This window comes from Cupriavidus sp. DF5525 (assembly GCF_040149425.2).
Classification (GTDB): domain Bacteria; phylum Pseudomonadota; class Gammaproteobacteria; order Burkholderiales; family Burkholderiaceae; genus Cupriavidus; species Cupriavidus pickettii_A.
In genome coordinates, this window is record NZ_CP168265.1 from 1,455,635 (window position 1) to 1,473,544 (window position 17,910).

At 67.3% G+C, this 17,910-nt stretch carries 18 protein-coding genes and 1 tRNA gene; 6 read left to right on the forward strand and 13 right to left on the reverse strand.

Annotated features, from left to right (window positions below; genetic code table 11):
- Positions 1–33: 33 nt before the first annotated feature.
- From ABNX08_RS06945 to ABNX08_RS06955, 3 genes are all read right to left on the reverse strand, one after another.
- The gene (locus tag ABNX08_RS06945; RefSeq protein WP_349604685.1) at positions 34–1,446 is read right to left on the reverse strand and encodes an FAD-binding oxidoreductase; all 1,413 of its coding nucleotides are present in this window, start codon (positions 1,444–1,446) and stop codon (positions 34–36) included.
- 15 nt (positions 1,447–1,461) lie between these two features.
- On the reverse strand, positions 1,462–2,220 hold the full coding sequence (locus ABNX08_RS06950; protein ID WP_022534454.1) for a FadR/GntR family transcriptional regulator: 759 nt from the start codon (positions 2,218–2,220) through the stop codon (positions 1,462–1,464).
- A gap of 135 nt (positions 2,221–2,355) precedes the next feature.
- Positions 2,356–3,141, reverse strand: coding sequence for an IclR family transcriptional regulator (locus ABNX08_RS06955; protein ID WP_022534455.1), 786 nt, complete (start codon positions 3,139–3,141; stop codon positions 2,356–2,358).
- 236 nt (positions 3,142–3,377) lie between these two features.
- Between ABNX08_RS06955 and ABNX08_RS06960 the strand changes: the two genes are divergently transcribed.
- The 3 genes from ABNX08_RS06960 to ABNX08_RS06970 are packed head-to-tail and all read left to right on the forward strand — an operon-like array spanning position 3,378 to position 5,812.
- The gene (locus tag ABNX08_RS06960) at positions 3,378–4,103 is read left to right on the forward strand and encodes a (Fe-S)-binding protein (protein ID WP_022534456.1); all 726 of its coding nucleotides are present in this window, start codon (positions 3,378–3,380) and stop codon (positions 4,101–4,103) included.
- Between the two features lie 30 nt (positions 4,104–4,133).
- Positions 4,134–5,546, forward strand: coding sequence for a LutB/LldF family L-lactate oxidation iron-sulfur protein (locus ABNX08_RS06965; protein ID WP_022534457.1), 1,413 nt, complete (start codon positions 4,134–4,136; stop codon positions 5,544–5,546).
- A complete protein-coding gene (locus tag ABNX08_RS06970; RefSeq protein ID WP_349604682.1) occupies positions 5,543–5,812 on the forward strand; it encodes a hypothetical protein in 270 nt (89 codons plus the stop codon). The genes ABNX08_RS06965 and ABNX08_RS06970 overlap by 4 nt, the downstream gene beginning before the upstream one ends.
- 19 nt (positions 5,813–5,831) lie before the next feature.
- On the opposite strand, the gene ABNX08_RS06975 is transcribed toward ABNX08_RS06970, so the two are convergent.
- Positions 5,832–6,719, reverse strand: coding sequence for a LysR substrate-binding domain-containing protein (locus tag ABNX08_RS06975; RefSeq protein WP_022534459.1), 888 nt, complete (start codon positions 6,717–6,719; stop codon positions 5,832–5,834).
- A 227-nt stretch (positions 6,720–6,946) separates the two neighbouring features.
- On the opposite strand from ABNX08_RS06975, the gene ABNX08_RS06980 reads away from it, so the two are divergent.
- The 3 genes from ABNX08_RS06980 (at position 6,947) to ABNX08_RS06990 (ending at position 9,895) form a co-directional block, all read left to right on the forward strand.
- Positions 6,947–7,948, forward strand: a complete 1,002-nt coding sequence (locus ABNX08_RS06980; RefSeq protein ID WP_022534460.1) for an ornithine cyclodeaminase family protein — start codon at positions 6,947–6,949, stop codon at positions 7,946–7,948.
- Positions 7,945–8,778, forward strand: a complete 834-nt coding sequence (locus tag ABNX08_RS06985) for a PhnD/SsuA/transferrin family substrate-binding protein (RefSeq protein WP_349604679.1) — start codon at positions 7,945–7,947, stop codon at positions 8,776–8,778. Before ABNX08_RS06980 ends, ABNX08_RS06985 begins: the two co-directional genes overlap by 4 nt.
- A 97-nt stretch (positions 8,779–8,875) precedes the next feature.
- A complete protein-coding gene (locus tag ABNX08_RS06990; RefSeq protein ID WP_349604677.1) occupies positions 8,876–9,895 on the forward strand; it encodes a tripartite tricarboxylate transporter substrate binding protein in 1,020 nt (339 codons plus the stop codon).
- 65 nt (positions 9,896–9,960) lie between these two features.
- On the opposite strand, the gene ABNX08_RS06995 is transcribed toward ABNX08_RS06990, so the two are convergent.
- The 9 genes from ABNX08_RS06995 to ABNX08_RS07035 all read right to left on the reverse strand — a co-directional run bounded on the left by ABNX08_RS06995 (position 9,961) and on the right by ABNX08_RS07035 (position 17,876).
- Positions 9,961–10,755 (reverse strand): ABC transporter ATP-binding protein, encoded by a 795-nt coding sequence (locus tag ABNX08_RS06995; protein ID WP_022534463.1) that lies wholly within the window; start codon positions 10,753–10,755, stop codon positions 9,961–9,963.
- A gap of 1 nt (position 10,756) precedes the next feature.
- Entirely contained in the window at positions 10,757–11,653 is an 897-nt protein-coding gene (locus tag ABNX08_RS07000) for an ABC transporter permease (protein ID WP_349604675.1), read from the reverse strand.
- A 168-nt stretch (positions 11,654–11,821) separates the two neighbouring features.
- The gene (locus ABNX08_RS07005) at positions 11,822–12,799 is read right to left on the reverse strand and encodes an ABC transporter substrate-binding protein (protein WP_022534465.1); all 978 of its coding nucleotides are present in this window, start codon (positions 12,797–12,799) and stop codon (positions 11,822–11,824) included.
- Positions 12,800–13,072: 273 nt separating this feature from the next.
- The gene (locus ABNX08_RS07010; protein WP_022534466.1) at positions 13,073–14,131 is read right to left on the reverse strand and encodes an aldo/keto reductase; all 1,059 of its coding nucleotides are present in this window, start codon (positions 14,129–14,131) and stop codon (positions 13,073–13,075) included.
- A gap of 37 nt (positions 14,132–14,168) precedes the next feature.
- Positions 14,169–15,203: a quinone-dependent dihydroorotate dehydrogenase gene (locus tag ABNX08_RS07015; protein ID WP_349604673.1), complete on the reverse strand. Its 1,035-nt coding sequence runs from the start codon at positions 15,201–15,203 to the stop codon at positions 14,169–14,171.
- 110 nt (positions 15,204–15,313) lie between these two features.
- The gene (locus ABNX08_RS07020) at positions 15,314–16,090 is read right to left on the reverse strand and encodes an arginyltransferase (RefSeq protein WP_022534468.1); all 777 of its coding nucleotides are present in this window, start codon (positions 16,088–16,090) and stop codon (positions 15,314–15,316) included.
- Between the two features lie 71 nt (positions 16,091–16,161).
- Positions 16,162–16,914: a leucyl/phenylalanyl-tRNA--protein transferase gene (gene aat / locus ABNX08_RS07025; protein ID WP_022534469.1), complete on the reverse strand. Its 753-nt coding sequence runs from the start codon at positions 16,912–16,914 to the stop codon at positions 16,162–16,164.
- Positions 16,915–16,971: 57 nt separating this feature from the next.
- On the reverse strand, positions 16,972–17,556 hold the full coding sequence (locus ABNX08_RS07030) for an NUDIX hydrolase (RefSeq protein ID WP_022534470.1): 585 nt from the start codon (positions 17,554–17,556) through the stop codon (positions 16,972–16,974).
- A gap of 243 nt (positions 17,557–17,799) precedes the next feature.
- Positions 17,800–17,876: transfer RNA gene (locus tag ABNX08_RS07035), tRNA-Met, on the reverse strand.
- Between the last annotated feature and the right edge of the window lie 34 nt (positions 17,877–17,910).

Consider the following 17,910-nt stretch of genomic DNA (forward strand, 5'->3'; position numbering starts at 1 on the left):
GCGGCGCGTTTTTCTTTTTGCGATCCCGCTCTGTCAGAGCAGCTTGCCGGGATTCATAATCCCGGCCGGATCGAACACGGCCTTGATCTCGCGCATCAGCCGCAGCTCCAGCGGATCCTTGACCGCGAGGAAGGCGTGGCGCTTGAGCTGGCCGATGCCGTGCTCGGCGCTGATGCTGCCGCCATAACGCATCACTTCGTCCAGCACCGCGTCGGTCACCGCATCGCCTTGCGTGGCCGCCCAGTCCTTCGGCGCACCGGCCGGGCGCGACAGGTTGTAGTGCAGGTTGCCGTCGCCGAAGTGCCCGAAGATAAACGGCCGGATGGCCGGATCGAGCGCGCGCAGCCGGGCATCCATCGAGGTCATGAACGCCGGGATCTGCTCGATCGGCAGCGACACGTCGTGTTTCAGGTGCGGGCCGTCGGCGCGCTGCGCTTCGGAAATCTCCTCGCGCAGTTTCCACAGCGCCTGCAGTTGCGCCAGCGAGGCGGACACCGCGGCATCGAGGCATAGCTCGCGTTCCAGCGCTGCGCCGATCACGCGCTCGAGCAGTGCGTTGAGCGCGTCTGCATCCGTGGTATCGGCCAGTTCCACCAGCACGTAGGCGGGGTAGCGTTGCGCGAACGGTTCCTGCACGCCTTCCGCGTGCGTGAGCACCAGGTCCAGGCAATCGCCGGTAAAGAACTCGAACGCCTGCAGGCGCGCGCCGCATTGCTCGAACAGCAGTTCATAGAGTTCCAGCGACTGCGCCGGCGAGGCCACCGCCGCCAGCACTACGCTGCGCGTATCGGTGCGCGGGAACAGCCGCAGCGCGGCCGCGGTGATCACGCCCAGCGTGCCTTCCGAACCGATCAGCAACTGCTTCAGGTCGTAGCCGGTATTGTCCTTGCGCAGCGTGCGCAGGCCGTGGAAGACCTCGCCGTTGGGCAGCACCGCTTCCACGCCGAGCACCAGCTCGCGCGCCATGCCGTAGCGCACCACGTTCACGCCGCCGGCATTGGTCGCGAGGTTGCCGCCGATCTGGCAGGAGTCTTCGGCCGCCAGCGACAGGGGCAGCAGGCGGTTGGTGTCTTCCGCGGCGCGACGCAGGTTGCCGAGGATGCAGCCGGCTTCTGCCACCATGGTGTTGGCGATGGTGTCGAGCGAGCGCACCGCGTTCATGCGGTCCAGGCTCAGCACCACGTTCTGCGCCTGGGCATCGGGCGTGGCGCCGCCGCACAGGCCCGTGTTGCCGCCGCGCGGTACCACGGGCACCACCGCCTGCTGGCACAGCGCGAGGGCGCGCGACACCTCGTCCACCGTGCGCGGCCGTACCACGGCCTGGGCCTGGCCGCGGTAGATGCCGCGCCAGTCCGACAGCCACGGAGCGATGTCGTCGGGGTTGCTCAGGACGGTGTCGGCGCCGAGGGCCTCGGTGAGGCGTTGCGCGAATTGGCTGGTTTGCATGATGGCGGTGTCGTCTTAAGAGAGAGAAGGGCGGGCGGGATCCGTTGCTGCGGATGCGCCCGGCGCATCGGCGGCGCGCGGGCGCAATGTCAGTCCCAGCCGGCGTGCGGCGCATTGCAGGTGCGTGACCGCGGCCGCGCGCGCCGCCGTGGCATCGCCGCGCCGGATCGCGTCGACGATGGCTTCATGCTCGGCATGCACGTTTTCGGCCAGTCCGGCCTGGCGCAGCGTATTGGCACGCGCGGTCGCGACGGCCTGGTGCAGCTGCAGGTTCAGGTACTGCAGCAGCTGGCGGTAGTACGGGTTGTGCGTGGCGGCGGCAATGCCGATATGGAAGGCCGCGTCGATATCGGCGGCGGGCTGTGGGTCATAGAGATGGGCACGCAGGCGCTGCAGCAGCGCACTCAGCGTGTCCACGTCCTCCTCGGTGCGGCGCACCGCGGCCAGTGCGGCGGCGGCGCCTTCCAGGTCGATCCGCAGGTCATACAGATCGGCCAGCTCGGCGGCATCGATATCCGGCTCGCGCGGCAACTGGAAGCCCGCCGCGCCGGTGCGCGAGCGCACCGTGCAACCGACGCCCTGGCGCGTTTCCACAAAGCCCTGCGAGCGCAGGTGTTCGGTGACTTCGCGGATCACTGCGGCGCTGACGCCATACTGCTCAGCGAGCTGGCGGCCGGTAGGCAAGCGGGTGCCGACCGGGTAGGCGCCGCTCTCGATGTCGGCGCGAAGCTGGCGGGTGACCTGTTCTGTAAGGGTGACGGCACGGGTACGCATGGGTTTCGATTATAAGGTTTGCTGGTTATCTGAAAACTCAGGGTAAACCAGTGTTTGATTCGTGACGCGGCCACCAAAGCAAAACGCGCGGACTGCCGTGGCCGGCCGCCCGCGCGTCGTTCCCGCTTGCCGTGCTCAGGCCGCAGCTTCGGACACGTAGCCCATGCCGCGCGAGATCTGCAGCGCGGTGTCCTTCAGGTTCTGCAGCCAGCTGTCCTGCAGCCGGTCGGCCGGCGCCGACAGCGACAGCCCCGCCACCAGCCGGCGCGAATCGTCATAGATGCCGGCGGCGATGCAGCGCACGCCCAGTTCCAGCTCTTCGTTGTCGCGCGCGTAGCCGTTGGCGCGGACCCAGTTCAGCTCGCGCTCCAGCTTGGTCAGGTCGGTGATCGAGGTGCGGGTGTGGCCGGCCAGCCCGGTGCGGGTGGCGTAGTTGCGCACGCGCGCACTCTCGTCGGCCGCCAGGAACAGCTTGCCCACCGAAGTCAGGTGCAGCGGGGCGCGGCCGCCGATGGCGCGCACCACCTGCATGCCCGAGCGCTCGCTGTAGGCGCGCTCGATATAGACGATCTCGTCGCCCTGGCGCACCGACAGGTTGACGGTCTGGCCGGTGACGCGGTGCAGCGCGCGCATCGGCGCCAGCGCCGCGTCACGCACGGACAGGCGTGCCTTGACCAGGTTGCCTAGTTCCAGCAGGCGCATGCCAAGCCGGTAGCTGCCCGGATCGGAACGGTCCACGAAACGGCAGGCCACCATGTCGTTCAGGATGCGGTGGGCGGTGGAAGGATGCAGCCCCGTGGCCAGCGAAAGCTCCTTCAGGCTGACGGGATCGGCGTGCTGCGCGAGGGCGTCCAGCAGGGTCATCATGCGCTCGATGACCTGGATGGACGTCTTGCCGGGTGACTTGTCTGCGTCGGACATAGGTGAAAATGGGAGAAATGTTGCGATGCGGCAATCTTAAGCGTCTGCCTGATTCTATCTCGCATCGTGAAAATTTCAATAGGTGAAATGACATTACGGTAAGAAACGCGCCAGGATGTCGCCCGACAAAGTGCTGTGCATTGCACCGGATTCATGGCATTGCTGAACCGTTTGTGCGCCACGCGCGGCGCCAAGCGCGCATAATTGCAGGGTTTCGGGGTCTGGAGAAGCAAACAATGCGAGTCGGTCTGTTCGCCACCTGCCTGGTGGACCTGATGCGTCCGGAAATCGGCTTTTCGGTGCTCAAGCTGCTGGAAGCCGCCGGCTATGAGGTCATGGTGCCCGAGGCGCAGACCTGCTGCGGCCAGCCGGCCTACAACTCGGGCGAGCGCCGCGTGTCGCGCGACCTGGCGGAGAAATTCCTGCGCGAGTTCGAGATGTTCGACTACATCGTGGTGCCGTCCGGCAGCTGCGGCGGCATGATCCGCCACCAGTACGGCGACCTGCTGCGCAACGATCCGGAGCTGAACGGCCGCTACGAGCGGCTGCGCGAGCGCGTGTTCGAACTGACCGAATTCCTGGTCACCGTGGCGAAGATCGACGTACTGCCGTCCTCATTCGCCGGCCACATCACCTACCACGACTCCTGCTCCGGCCTGCGCGAGCTCGGCGTCAAGCAGCAGCCGCGTGAACTGCTGGCGCGCCTGCCCGGCGTGCAGCTCACCGAGATGAAGGACTGCGAGGCCTGCTGCGGTTTCGGCGGCACCTTCTCGGTCAAGTACGGCGATATCTCGACGGCGATCGTCGACGAGAAGTGCGCCAATATCAAGGCCAGCGGCGCCGAAGCCGTAGTGCTGGGCGACCTGGGCTGCATGCTCAATATCGAAGGCCGGCTGCGCCGCACCGGCGACAGCCGCACGCGCGTGCTGCATATCGCCCAGGTCCTGGCGGGTGATGCCTGACAATCAGCCTGAAATCCGGAAGACGCCACGATGCAAGTCCACAGCATGGAATTCAAGGCACGCGCCGGCCAGAAGCTGGCTGACCAGCGCCTGCAGCAGAACCTGAAGAAACTCTCGACCAAGTTCGTCACCGCGCGCGCCGATGCGATCCGCGATATCGACTTCGATGCCACGCGCGAGGCGCTGAAGGAACGGCGCAACCGTGCGCTGGAAAACCTCGACGTCTGGCTGGCCACCTTCGAAGAGAACGCGCGCAAGCGCGGTGCCACGGTGCTGTTCGCCGAAACCACCGCGGACGCCGCGCGCCTGGTCGCCGAGATTGCGCAGAAGCACGGCGTGAAGAAGGTCATCAAGAGCAAGTCGATGGTGACCGAGGAGATGCGCCTGAACCAGGTGCTCGGCGAGATGGGCGTGCAGAGTATCGAGACCGATCTCGGCGAGTACATCCTGCAGATCAACGACTCGGAACCGCCGTCGCACATCATTGCGCCGGTGGTGCACAAGGACAAGGACGAGATCGCCGACCTGTTCGCCAGGGTCCACCACAAGCCGCGCCTGACCGAGATCCCGGATTTGACGCGCGAGGCGCGCGAAGTGCTGCGCCCCGAGTTCCTGAGCGCCGACATGGGCGTCACCGGCGGCAACTTCATCATCGCCGAGACCGGCTCGGTGGCGGTCGTCACCAACGAGGGCAACGAGGGCATGTGCACGGTGATGCCGCGAGTGCACGTGGCCGTGACCGGGATCGAGAAGGTGTTGCCCACGCTGGAAGACCTGGCCACGGTGATGCGGCTGCTGCCGCGCTCGGCTACCGGCCAGGCAATCTCCAACTACTTCTCGCTGCTGACCGGCCCGCGCGCCGAAGGCGAGCGCGACGGCCCGGAGCATATGTACTTCGTGCTGGTCGATGGCGGCCGCACCGGGCTGATCGGCGGCGACTTCCAGGAGATGCTGCGTTGCATCCGCTGCGGCGCGTGCATGAACCACTGCCCGGTCTACCAGAAGATCGGTGGCCATGCTTATGGCTGGGTTTATCCGGGCCCGATGGGCAGCGTGCTGACACCGAGCTACGTGGGTCTTGCCAATGCCGTGGACCTGCCTCAGGCGGCCACGTTGTGCGGCGAGTGCAATCGCGTGTGTCCTGCTTCGATCCCGCTGTCCGACCTGCTGCGCAAGCTGCGCGAGAAGCAGATGGAGCGAGGGCTGCGCCCGTGGCAGGAGCGGTTCGCGCTGCAGGCCTGGGGCTACGTGGCCAGGCGCCCGGAGCTGTATGCCTTTGCGACCCGCATCGGCGCCTGGCTGCTGGGCCGCATGGGCGGCCGCAACAAGCTGATCGCCAGCCTGCCGATGGCCGGCAAGGGCTGGACCGCAACCCGCGACATGCCGGCCCCGTCAGGCCGCACGTTCCGCGAACTCTACAAGGAAAGGAGGGCGCGTTCATGAGCGCAGCCAATCAGGAAGCACTGGTGCGCATGCGTGCCGCACTGGACCAGCACCTGGGCGGATCGATGCCCGCGAGCGATCTGGTACGCGCATGGCGCGAAGCCGGCACCGGTCTGTCGCTGCCGCCGGTCTACGGGCAGGCGATGGAAGAATTGCTGCGGCGCCTGGAGATGTCCGCCGTGTTTGCGCAGGACAGCTGTTCGTTCTCGAGCTCGGCGGTGACGGACCAGCTGTCGCGCTGGCTGGACAAGGCGGCGACCGTCTGAGGCCTTCAGCGCTGCACCCCTAGCGCTTCATCATCCCCGTCAACGTATCCACGAATTCCAGCGACAGCCGCGACAGCGGTTCCGTCTGCACATGGAAAATCTGCACCGAGGCATTGACCTTGGTGCGCACCGGCACCGCCACGATATTGGGCCAGTCCCCGCCGAACACCGTCATGGCATCGACCAGTGCGATGCCTGCGCCGGCCTGCGCGAGCGCGCGCGCCACGTGGGCCTGTTCCACCTGCACCCGCATATCGGGCTGGTCGCCCTCGTTGCCGAACATCTCGTGCACCAGCAAGCCAAACGGTACGTCCTGTCCGTAGCCGATCAGGTCCTCCCCGATCAGGTCGGCCGGTCGAACCCACTTGCGCGCGGCCAGGGGATGCCCCACCGGCACCAGCGCCACGATCTCGTTTTTCACCAGCAGGCGCGCCTCGAGGTTGGGGTGCACCAGCGGCATGTTCGACACCGCCAGGTCCACCTGCCCCGATAGCAGCGCGCGCAGCATATTGCCCGGAATCTGGGTACGCACCACCACGCGCACCGCCGGGTGCGCGGCGCGGAAGCTGGCAATGGCGCGCGGCAGCACGGTCTGGCCGAGGTTGGGGCTGCACGTGATGCGCAGGCTGCCGGTGCGGTTGGCCGCAAGGTCCTCGGCAATCTCGTTGACGCGCTCGATCCCTTCGTACACCGCATTGACTTCGCCCAGCAGGCGCCGCGCTTCCGGCGTGGGGTAGAGCCTTCCCTTGGTGCGCCGGAACAGTTCGAGGCCGAGGCGTTGCTCGGTGTGCGACATCAGCCGGCTGATGGCCGGTTGTGACACGTAGAGCAGCTTGGACGCACCGCTGATCGAGCCGGTCAGCATCACCGCGCGGAACACCTCGATCTGGCGCAGGTTCATTTTCATGGGATTAACCTGATGTTAAGGCTGGCGGACATATAAGCATATGACAGTCAATGGCGCCATACCTACACTGGACTCCATCGACACACGCTCTGTGGCCTGGACAGGCACCGCACCATGGTGGACCACACCGGCTGCGTGAGGCACCGGAAAGGGGGGGCGTGGCCGCGATGCGGTGCACTACGCACCCGCGGCGTGCAGGCATTCTTATCTGGAAGACAGGAGACCGTATGAGCGACATCCATCTCACCTATATCAACGGAAAGGACATCGCACGGCTGGAAATGACCGACGCCGAAATCCTGGACGCGGTCGAGCAGGCACTGGTGGCGCAGGGCAACGGCCAGACCGTGATCGAGCCGCGCGTGCACCTGATTCCCGATCCCGCCTTCAACGGCCACTTCAACGTGCTGCGCGGCTACGTGGCGCCGCTGGGGCTGGCCGGGGTGAAGATCGTCGGCGACTTCGTCGACAACTACAAGCTCGGACTGCCGTCGGAGATGGCCATGCTCAACCTGTTCGATCCGCGCACCGGGATTCCGGTGGCGATGGTCGACGCTACCTTCATCACCGATGCCCGCACCGGCGCACTCACCGCGCTCGGTGCCAAGCACCTGGCGCGCCGCAACAGCAAGGTGCTGGGCCATATCGGCGCACGCGGCACCTCTTACTGGAACGTGCGCCTGCTCGACAGCCTGTTCGACTTCGACGAGATCCGCGTGCACTCGCGCCGCCCGGAAAGCCGCAATGCCTTCGCCGCGCGGCTGGAGCGTGATCTCGGCAAGAAGATCGTCATCACCGAAGACTGGGAATCGTGCGTGCGCGGCGCCGACATCGTGGTCGAAGCCTCGCGCCTCGAACGCCCGACGCCGATGCTCAAGACCGAATGGATCAAGCCGGGCGCCTTCGTCGTGCCTTACGGCACCATGAGCGCGGTCGAGCTGTCGCTGACCGACATCATGACGAAGATGGTGGTCGACGACTGGGGCCAGTGCAAGGGCGGCATGTTCGGCTCGCTGCGGGCGCATGTGGAAGCTGGCAAGCTGTCGGAACAGACGCTCTATGCCGAGCTGGGCGAAATCGCCGCCGGCCGCAAGCCGGGCCGCCAGAGCGACGACGAGACCAACCTGTTCTGGCACCGCGGCCTGTCGCTGAGCGATATCGCGCTGGGCCACGCCATCCTGAAGAAGGCCGAGCAGCGCGGGCTGGGCCAGAAGCTGGTCTACGCATGATTGCCAGCGCACGCATGTACGCGGTCGCCGCGCCGGTGGGGCATGCATGGCGTGCGCTGCTGGCGCACGTGGCCGACCGTGCCGGCGTGGCACTGCCATATGTCGAGCATGCGGCGCCGGCGCTGGTCAGCGCGCTGTGGGCGCGGCCGGACTGCGGCTGCGTGTTCATGTGCGGCTATCCGTATGCCAGCGCCCCGGTGGCCCCGCAGTTGCTGGCCGCGCCGGTGCCGGCGCTGGCGCGCTACGGCGGGCGCCCGGTCTATTTCACGGAGTTCATCGTGCGCGCGGATGCGCCGGTGCAGACGCTGGCGCAGACCTTCGGCGGGCGGCTGGCATGCATGCTGCCTGAGTCCAACTCGGGGCACAACGCACCACGGCACCACCTGATGCAGCTGGCGCCGGCGGGCACGCGTGCGCTGTACCGGCCTGCCGCCGAACCCACGCCGACGCCGCGCGAGGTCATCGATGCCGTCATCGCCGGGCACGCCGAGGTGGGCGTCGTCGACAGCTACGTGCTGGACCTGCTGCGCCGCTTTGAACCCGCGCTCGCGGCGCAGCTGAAAACGCTGGACGTGACACCGGCCGCACCGATCCCGCCGATGGTGGCGTCTGCGCAGGTTGATCCGCACGAATGCGCGCGCGTGCGTGCCGCGCTGCTCACGCTGCATGAAGGCGCAGCGGGTACCGCGCTGCTGGCCATGCTGGGGCTGGCGCACTTTGCCGCGGTGCAGCCCGCCGACTATGCCGGACTGCCCGCGCTGGCGCGCGAAGCGGACCAGGCCGGCTTTGCATTGACCGACCCCGGCGCCGGCAGCCGGGGCGCTGTATAACCCAGCACGCCGGACCGCACACGGCCATGCACGACAACAAGACTGCCGGCGCGGTGGGGGAGTCAAGCCTGATCACTGCCAAATGGGGGAAACCGTCATGAAACCCGCTGTGAACGCTATTGTGAAACCTGTCAGCCGGCGCCTTGCCGCGCGTTGCCTGCTCGCCTGCGTGGCGGCCTGCGCGCCCTGGTTCGCCGCCGCCGCTCATGCCCAGCCGCAGGCGTATCCCGCCAAGCCGGTGCGCATCGTAGTGCCGTTCGCCGCCGGCGGCCCGGCCGACGTGCTCGCCCGCGCGGTCGGCGAAGGCATTGCCAAAGCCACCGGCCAGAGCGTGCTGGTCGACAACAAGGCCGGCGCAGCAGGCACCATCGGCGTCGACATGGTGGCCAAGGCCGTGCCCGACGGCTATACGCTCGCCCTGGTGCCGGTGGGCAATATCGCTGTGAACCCCACGCTGATGCCGAACCTGCCGTACAAGCCGGCCGACCTGGCTCCGGTCTCGATGCTGGCCACCGCCGAGAACGTGCTGGTGGTCAACGCGGCCACGCCGGCGAAAACGCTGGCGGACCTGCTCAAGCTCGCGGGGCAGAAGCCGGGCGAACTGAGCTTCGCCTCGCCCGGCGCCGGCAGCCAGGCGCACCTGGCCGGCGAGCTGCTGCAGCTCGATGCCCACGTCAAGCTGAACCACGTGCCTTACAAGGGCGTCAGCCCGGCCATGACCGATGTGGTTGGCGGCCAGGTGACGATGATGTTCGCCCAACTCTCGGCGGCGCTACCCTATATCAAGTCCGGCAAACTGCGCGCGTTGGGCGTGGCCAGCGCCAGGCGTTCGGCGGTGCTGCCCGATGTGCCGACCATCGCCGAGCAGGGCTTTCCAAAGTTCGAGGCAGTGTCGTGGTACGCGCTGATGGCGCCGGCCGGTACGCCCGCGGAGATCGTGCGCAAGCTCAGCCAGCACGTCGACACGGTGCTGGCCGATGCCATGCTCAAGGAAAAGCTGGCCGCGCTGGGCATGGAGGCGGCGGGTGGCACGCCGCAGCAGCTTGCCACCACCATCCAGAAGGAAAGCACGCGCTGGGCCGGTGTGATCCGGCAGCGGCATCTCACTATCGACTGAGCGTCGCACCGGCGTAAAAAAGGGGAGCCGCATGGCTCCCCTTCGTCATTGCCCGCTACAGGTCTTCAACCCAGCAGCAACGCATCATCATCCAACTGCTCATGCCGCGTCTGCTCAAACATCTTCAGCAGATCCGGCACATCCAGCCCCTTGCGCTTCTCGCCCGACACGTCCAGCACCACCTGGCCCTGGTGCAGCATGACCGTGCGCTGGCCGTAGTCCAGCGCCTGGCGCATGCTGTGCGTCACCATCATCGTGGTCAGCTTGCTTTCCTCGACGATGCGCGCGGTCAGTTCCAGCACAAAGGCAGCAGTCTTCGGGTCCAGCGCGGCGGTGTGCTCGTCCAGCAGCAGGATGCGCGACGGCTGCAGCGACGCCATCAGCAGGCTGACCGCCTGGCGCTGGCCGCCCGACAGCAGGCCGATGCGGTCCGTCAGCCGGTTTTCCAACCCCAGGTTCAGCAGCCGCAGCTTCTCGCGGAACAGCTCGCGCGAGCCGCGGTTGAGCGCCGCGCGGAAGCCGCGCCGGGTGCCGCGCGCCATTGCCAGCGCCATGTTTTCCTCGATGGTCAGCGCCTCGCAGGTGCCGGCCATCGGGTCCTGGAACACGCGCGCCACCAGGTGGGCGCGGTCCCATGCCGGCTGACGGGTGACGTCGGTGTCATCGATGGTGATGCGGCCCGAGTCGACCATCTGGTCGCCGCTGATCGCATTCAGGAAGGTGGACTTGCCGGCGCCGTTGGAGCCGATCACGGCCACGAACTGGCCGCTGGGGATCTCCAGGCTGAGGCCGCGCAGCGCGCGGGTCTCGATCGGGGTGCCCGGGTTGAAGGTGAGCTTCAGGTCTTGTGCGCGCAGCATCTCAGGCACCTCCGTTCTTGCGGGCGAACAGCTTCTTGCGCGTGGCCGGCAGCACCAGCGCGATCGTCACCAGCGCGGCGGTGACCAGGTTCAGGTCCTGCGCCTTCAGGCCGATGAAGTCGCTGTTCAGCGCCAGCGCGATAAAGAAGCGGTAAAGGATGGCGCCCAGCACCACGGCCAGGGTGGTCCAGATCAGGCGGCGCGCCGGCAGCACGGTTTCGCCGATGATCACCGCGGCCAGGCCAATCACGATGGTGCCGATGCCCATCGAGATGTCCGACCCGCCCTGGGTCTGCGCGAACAGCGCGCCGGCCAGTGCCACCAGCGCGTTGGACAGTGCCATGCCGGCCAGCGTGGCGCGACCGGTGGGGATGCCTTGAGCGCGGGCCATGCGCGGGTTGGCGCCGGTGGCGCGCATCGCCAGGCCGAGCTGCGAGCTGAAGAACCAGTCCAGGCCGAGCTTGGCGATCACCACCACCACGAACAGCACCAGCGGGCGCAGCACGTAGTCAGGCAGCCATTCCGGCTGCAGGATGGTGAACATAGTCGGCTCGGTGATCAGCGGCACGTTGGGGCGGCCCATGATGCGCAGGTTGACCGAGTACAGCGCGATCATCATCAGGATACTGGCGAGCAGGTCCATGATCTTGAGGCGCACGTTGAGCCAGCCGGTAATGAAGCCGGCCAGTGCGCCCGCGGCGATCGCCACCGCGGTGGCGACGAACGGGTCCTGGCCCGCGGCGATCAGCGTCGCGGCCACGGCGCCGCCCAGCGGGAAGCTGCCATCAACGGTCAGGTCGGGGAAGTTGAGGATGCGGAAGGAAATCAGCACCCCGAGCGCCACCAGGCTGAAGATCAGGCCGATCTCTAGGGCGCCCAGAAGGGAAAAGAGGGACATGGGGGGAATCCTGTTGCAGGGTCCGGCGGCTGCCTTGGCGCCGGCTTGGGGGCGGGTGGGCCGGCTGGCCCGTGTGGGGCCGCGGGCTGCCTCGCCCTGTTCTGTCCCGCCGGCCCGGATAGGCCCGGCGGGGCACCCTCCGTCTTGCGACGGCCGGGGTGGCAGTGCTTACTTGATGACGGTCTTGGCTTCCTTGATCAGCTCCGGCGACAGCGTCGCGCCTTGCTTGGCGGCGGCGCCGGTGTTGACGAACAGCTCCAGGTTGTCGCTGGTCTGCGAGGCGATCGCGCCCGGCTTCTCGCCCTTCAGGATGCGCACCACGATCTTGCCGGTCTGGTGGCCCAGGTCGCCGTAGTTCACGCCCAGCGCGGCCACGGCGCCACGCTTGACGCTGTCGGTGTCAGCCGCCACCAGCGGGATCTTCGATTCGTTGGCAACCTTGACCAGGGCCTCATACGCCGACACCACGTTGTTGTCGGTGTTGGTGTAGATCACGTCGACCTTGCCGATCAGGCTCTTGGCGGCCGGGCCGATGTCCACGGTACGCGGTGCGGCGGCTTCCTTCAGGGTCAGGCCTTCCTTGGCCAGCAGTTCCTTCAGTTCCTTGACCACCACCACCGAGTTGGCCTCGCCCGGGTTGTAGACCATGCCGACGTTCTTGGCCTTGGGCACCACGCGCTTGATCAGGGCGACTTGCTTGTCCAAGGGCAGCTTGTCCGACACGCCGGTCACATTGGTGCCCGACGCCGACCAGCTCTTGACCAGTTGCGCGGCGACCGGATCGGTCACGCCCGAGTACACCACTGGCACGCTCTTGGTGGCGGCGACCACGGCCTGGGCCGATGGGGTGGCGATGGCAACGATCGCGTTCGGGTTGTCACCGACGAACTTGCGGGCAATCTGCGCGGCGGTGCCGGTGTTGCCCTGGGCGCTCTGGTATTCCCACTTCAGGCTCTTGTCGGCGTCATAGCCGGCGGCCTTCAGTTCGGCGCGCACGCCGTCGCGGATCGCGTCCAGCGCGGGGTGGTCAACGATCGACAGTACCTTGACGGTCTGGGCTTGCACGGCGCCGCCGTATAGCAGAGCCAGTGCCACGGCGCCGCCCAGGATCGACTTGGTTGCTGCGAGACCCTTGATGGACTTCATTATCTGTTCTCCCCCGAAAGCTCGGTTCTGGAATGGATGCGGCCGCGGATGGTTCGGTCCGCCGTCCTGGCGCGCCCGCGCGCGGGCGGACGGTGCCGGTCCGGGCGTGCGCAGCGGCTTCCTGCGACTGGAGGGAGCGTGCGCGGGCGCGTCGGATGCGACAGCGATAAGCCTGCGAGGATACCACTTCTCGCGCACGAAATGCGTAGTCATCGTGCCGAAGTGGGGCATCCGATGCTGCCAGACGCCCGCTATCGGCCATCCAGGCGCATATTATTGCGCGGGATTCGTGATTTGCTTGTGGATTACCCCGATTGCGGCGACGACATCTTCATGCAATTGCGCGTCCCGGGCGTCGAGGTTTTCCTGGAGCTGGGCCAGGGTGGTGGCGCCGATGATGGTGCTGGCGGCGAACCAGCGCGAGTAGCACCAGGCCAGCGCCAGCGTGGCGGGGGACAGGCCGGCACTTTTTGCCAGCTCGACATAGCGGGCCGAGGCGGCCATGGTCTCCTGGCGCATGTAGCGCGGGCTCCAGTCCGCCCCGAAGCGCGACAGGCGGCCCTTGGCTTCGGCATTGAAGACCGGGCTGCCCCCATCGCCCGACAGGTATTTGCCGGTGAGCTGCCCGAACGCCAGCGGACTGTACGCCAGCAGGCTGACGTCGGTGCGGAAGCAGGCCTCGTCCAGGCCCTGTTCGAAGCTGCGGTTGACCAGGTTGTACGGGTTCTGGACGGTGGCGATGCGCGGCAGGCCATGCTGCTCGGCCAGGCGCACGAACTCGGCCACGCCCCAGGGCGTCTCGTTCGAGACGCCGACATAGCGGATCTTGCCGGCGCGCACCAGCTCGCCCATCACTTCGAGCTGCGCCTGGATTGAGGTGCACTCGCGCTCCTTCTGCGGATCGAAGCTGAGCTGCCCGAAGATTGGTGCATTCCGCGCCGGCCAGTGAATCTGGTACAGGTCGATGTAGTCGGTCTGCAGCCGGCGCAGCGATTCGTCCACCGCGGCGCGGATGCCGGCCGGGGTCAGGTCATCGCCGTTGCGGATCCACGGCATGCGGCCCGGGCCGGCCACCTTGGTCGCCAGCACCACGCGGTCGCGCGGCTGGCGCTTGAGCCAGGTGCCGACGATGCGCTCGGTCTGGCCGTAGGTCTCGGCGCGCGGCCTGACCGGGTACATCTCGGCGGTGTCGATAAAGTTGACGCCGCGCGAGAAGGCGTAGTCGAGCTGGCTGTGGCCGTCGGCTTCGGTGTTCTGCTCGCCGAAGGTCATGGTGCCCAGGCAGATGCGCGAAACCTGCAGGTCGCTGCGGCCGAGGCGGATGGTTTCCATGGCGTTTCCTGTGAAGGGGGGGCGATATGGGAAAGGCTCAGCCGCGCAGCGCCGCGGCGCATTCGCGCACCAGCGCCGGGCCGCGGTAGATCAGGCCGCTGTAGACCTGCACGAGCTTCGCGCCTGCATCGATCTTGGCGCGCGCATCGGCGCCGCTGAAGATGCCGCCCACGCCGACGATCGGCACCGCATCGCCGACCACGGCGTGCAAGGCGCGCACCACGCGCGTGGACGCCTCGAACACCGGGCGCCCAGACAGGCCGCCGGCTTCCTCGGCATGCGGCAGGCCCTTGACCGCCTCGCGCGAAATGGTGGTGTTGGTGGCGATCACGCCGTCGATCTTGTGGCGCACCAGCGCGTCGCCGATATTGCCAACCTGGTCGGCATCGAGATCCGGCGCGATCTTCAGCGCCAGCGGCACGTAGCGCTTGTGCTGGTCGGCCAGGCGCTGCTGCGCGTCCTTCAGCGTCGACAGCAGGCTGTCCAGCTCGCTGGCGCCCTGCAGTTGGCGCAGGTTCTTGGTATTGGGCGACGAGATATTGACCGTGACGTAGCTGGCGTGCGGGTAGACGCGCTCCAGGCAGTACAGGTAGTCGTCGTTGGCACGCTCGATCGGCGTATCGGCGTTCTTGCCGATATTCAGGCCCAGCACGCCGCCCTCGGCCTTCCAGCGCGAGGCCTTCACGTTGGCGACAAAGGCATCGACGCCGCTGTTGTTGAAGCCCATGCGGTTGATCAGCGCATCCGCCTGTGGCAGGCGGAACATGCGCGGGCGCGGGTTGCCCGGCTGCGCGCGCGGCGTGACCGTGCCCACCTCGATAAAGCCGAAGCCGAAGGCAGCCAGCCCGTCGATATAGGCGCCGTCCTTGTCCAGCCCCGCGGCCAGCCCGACCGGGTTGGGGAAGCGCACCCCCATCACCGTGCGCGGGTCGTCGGCAATCTTGTTGCCGATGCAGCCGGCCAGGCCCATGCGGTGGGCGCGAACCAGGTTGTTCAGCGTGAAATGGTGGGCGTCCTCGGCATCCATCGAGAACAGGGCGGGGCGAAACAGGGGGTAGAGCGCGTTGAGCACGTGGGGAGGCGGCCGGCGGGGCGGCGCAGAAGTCGATACCAGGCCCGCATTGTAGCGGCTGGGCCGCTTGCCCGGACGGCCAGGCCTGCTGGTCCCGCTTGCTGGTCCCGTTATTCCTGCGTAGCCGGCGGCACCGGGTTGGCGACGTCTTCGAACGCCTGCCAGAGGTTGCCGGTCAGCACCTGCAGCGGGTGGAAGCGCGCCTTGTACGCCATCTTGCGGCTGTCGGCGATCCAGTAGCCCAGGTAAAGGTGCGGCAGGCCCAGTTCGCGCGTCTGGCGGATCTGCCACAGGATGTTGTAGGTGCCGTAGCTGGCGTTGCGCTCGAGCGGGTCATAGAAGGTGTAGACCGACGACAGCCCGTCGTCGAGTACGTCGATCATGCTGACCATGCGCAGGCGGCCGGCCTCGGGCGATCCCGGCGGCTCGCGGAACTCGACCAAGCGCGAGTTGACGCGGCTTTGCAGCAGGAACTGCTCGTACTGGTCGCGGCTGTCCTGGTCCATGCCGCCGCCGGCGTGGCGCATCGACTGGTACAGCAGATACAGCGAATAGTGCTCTTCGACGTAGGTCAGCGGCGCCACTAGCGCCTGCAGGTGCTCATGCCGGCGCCAAGCGCGGCGCTGGGAGCGGTCAGGCGTGAACTGGTCCACCACCACGCGGCAGGGCGTGCAGGCATGGCAGTCATCGCAATAGGGGCGGTAGGTAAAGATGCCGCTGCGCCGGAAGCCCGCGCGCACCAGGCGCGAATAAACGTCGGCGTTGATCAGGTGCGCCGGCGTGGCGACCTGCGAGCGTGCCATGCGGCCTTCGAGATAGCTGCAAGCGTAGGGCGCCGTGGCGTAGAACTGCAGCGCGGAGAGCGGTAGTTCCTTCAGCTTGCTCATGACTCAGGGGGCTCCGGGCGGGGACGGGGCGTTTGGACAGGCCAGCCGATGGTGGTGTCCGGTACCAGGGCTCAGCTGGCCGGCGCGGCTGGCGTCCCGGCCCAGCGCTCCAGCACCGATTTGTCAAACCGCCACGGGTTGATCGCCGGCTGCGCCGTCACCGCCCGCACATGTGCCACGAACTCGGCGCGGGGGATCGGGCGCGCACCCAGCGAGGCCAGGTGATCGGTTTCCTGCTGGCAGTCTATCATCGCCACGCCGTGGTTGCCGAGGAACGCGCACAGCGCCGCCAGCGCGATTTTGGAGGCGTCGGTGCGGTGCGCAAACATGGATTCGCCGAAGAACATCCGCCCCAGCGCCACGCCATACAGGCCACCTACACGTTCGCCGCGGTACCAGCTCTCGACCGCGTGCGCCATGCCGTTGCGGTGCAGCGTGCCGTACGCCGCCACGATCTCGTCGGTAATCCAGGTGCCGTCCTGGCCGTCGCGCGGCGTGGTGGCGCAGGCGCGCATCACCGCCAGGAAGTCGTCGTCGACGCGGATTTCCCAGTCTGGGTCGCGCAGCACGCGCCGCAGCGTCTTGCGCAGCGTGGCCGAGACGCGCAGCGCCGGCGGCGCCAGCACCATGCGCGGGTCGGTACTCCACCACAGTACCGGCTGGCCGCTCGAATACCAGGGGAAGATGCCCTGGCGGTACGCCAGCAGCAGCCGCTGGGGCGACAGGTCGCGGCTCGCCGCCAGCAGGCCGGGGGCTTCGGAATCCGGTCCGAGCGCACGCTCCACCGGCGGAAAAGGGTCTTGCGGGTCCAGCCAGGCGATCATGCGGGCCGTGCCGATGGAGGGCGAGGGTGGGCGATGGAGGGCTTTCCGGCCCGCCGCTCAGGGCGTGACCGTGGCCCGGCTGGTCAGCGGGCGCATGGGCTTGTCGATATCCAGGCTGTGCAGCCGGAAGCTGCCGTCCCGCAGCCGGCCGGCGGCGCGGTCGGCGAAGAAGCAGCGCAGGGTGTGGATCACGGTGGGAAAGGCCAGTTCATCCCACGGCACATCGGCCTCTTCCACCAGCTTGACCTCCAGGCTTTCCTCGCCCGGGGCGATATCCAGGTCGTCCAGCGTAGCCAGGTAGAAAAGATGCACCTGGTGCACGTGCGGCACGTTCAGGATGGAGAACAGTTCTCCTACCTGCACGCGCGCACCGGCTTCTTCCAGTGTCTCGCGCGAGGCAGCCTGCGCGGTGGTCTCGCCGATCTCCATGAAGCCCGCGGGCAGGGTCCAGAAGCCGTAGCGCGGCTCGATCGCGCGTTTGCACAGCAGGACCTTGTCTTCCCACACCGGAATCGTGCCGACAACGTTGCGGGGATTGACGTAGTGGATGGTGCCGCAGTTGTCGCAAACGCTGCGCGGGCGGTTGTCGCCGTCAGGTACGCGCAACACGACCGCATGACCACAGTTCGAGCAGAATTTCATGAGGGGCGTCCGGGAGGAATGGCGAAAGTGTATCACCCTCGAAGAGGGGGTCGGGGCTGTCGCGGGGACAAGCGTCGCGGCATTGGTGGGGGCCCGCACGAGCCGGTCGGCGACAGGTGCGATGCAGCGGAAACGAAGTGCTGCGCAGTACTGAGAGCCAAAACAAAAAAACCCGCCATTGGCGGGTTTGTCTGTATGACGGATCGGATGCGTTTGCAGTCATCAACCGCATCATCATGCGGTTGGTTGCGGGGGCAGGATTTGAACCTGCGACCTTCGGGTTATGAGCCCGACGAGCTGCCAGACTGCTCCACCCCGCGTCCGTCGAAGAAAAGATTATATGGCATCCGGTTG

Coding starts and splice junctions, on each gene's coding strand:
- ABNX08_RS06965 (WP_022534457.1), top strand. CDS start 4,134: ATGCAAGTCCACAGCATGGAATTCAAGGCACGCGCCGGCCAGAAGCTG.
- ABNX08_RS06980 (WP_022534460.1), top strand. CDS start 6,947: ATGAGCGACATCCATCTCACCTATATCAACGGAAAGGACATCGCACGG.
- ABNX08_RS06960 (WP_022534456.1), top strand. CDS start 3,378: ATGCGAGTCGGTCTGTTCGCCACCTGCCTGGTGGACCTGATGCGTCCG.
- ABNX08_RS07000 (WP_349604675.1), bottom strand. CDS start 11,653: ATGTCCCTCTTTTCCCTTCTGGGCGCCCTAGAGATCGGCCTGATCTTC.
- ABNX08_RS07010 (WP_022534466.1), bottom strand. CDS start 14,131: ATGGAAACCATCCGCCTCGGCCGCAGCGACCTGCAGGTTTCGCGCATC.
- ABNX08_RS06990 (WP_349604677.1), top strand. CDS start 8,876: ATGAAACCCGCTGTGAACGCTATTGTGAAACCTGTCAGCCGGCGCCTT.
- ABNX08_RS06945 (WP_349604685.1), bottom strand. CDS start 1,446: ATGCAAACCAGCCAATTCGCGCAACGCCTCACCGAGGCCCTCGGCGCC.
- ABNX08_RS07005 (WP_022534465.1), bottom strand. CDS start 12,799: ATGAAGTCCATCAAGGGTCTCGCAGCAACCAAGTCGATCCTGGGCGGC.
- ABNX08_RS06985 (WP_349604679.1), top strand. CDS start 7,945: ATGATTGCCAGCGCACGCATGTACGCGGTCGCCGCGCCGGTGGGGCAT.
- aat (WP_022534469.1), bottom strand. CDS start 16,914: ATGATCGCCTGGCTGGACCCGCAAGACCCTTTTCCGCCGGTGGAGCGT.
- ABNX08_RS07030 (WP_022534470.1), bottom strand. CDS start 17,556: ATGAAATTCTGCTCGAACTGTGGTCATGCGGTCGTGTTGCGCGTACCT.
- ABNX08_RS06975 (WP_022534459.1), bottom strand. CDS start 6,719: ATGAAAATGAACCTGCGCCAGATCGAGGTGTTCCGCGCGGTGATGCTG.
- ABNX08_RS06955 (WP_022534455.1), bottom strand. CDS start 3,141: ATGTCCGACGCAGACAAGTCACCCGGCAAGACGTCCATCCAGGTCATC.
- ABNX08_RS06950 (WP_022534454.1), bottom strand. CDS start 2,220: ATGCGTACCCGTGCCGTCACCCTTACAGAACAGGTCACCCGCCAGCTT.
- ABNX08_RS06995 (WP_022534463.1), bottom strand. CDS start 10,755: ATGCTGCGCGCACAAGACCTGAAGCTCACCTTCAACCCGGGCACCCCG.
- ABNX08_RS07020 (WP_022534468.1), bottom strand. CDS start 16,090: ATGAGCAAGCTGAAGGAACTACCGCTCTCCGCGCTGCAGTTCTACGCC.
- ABNX08_RS06970 (WP_349604682.1), top strand. CDS start 5,543: ATGAGCGCAGCCAATCAGGAAGCACTGGTGCGCATGCGTGCCGCACTG.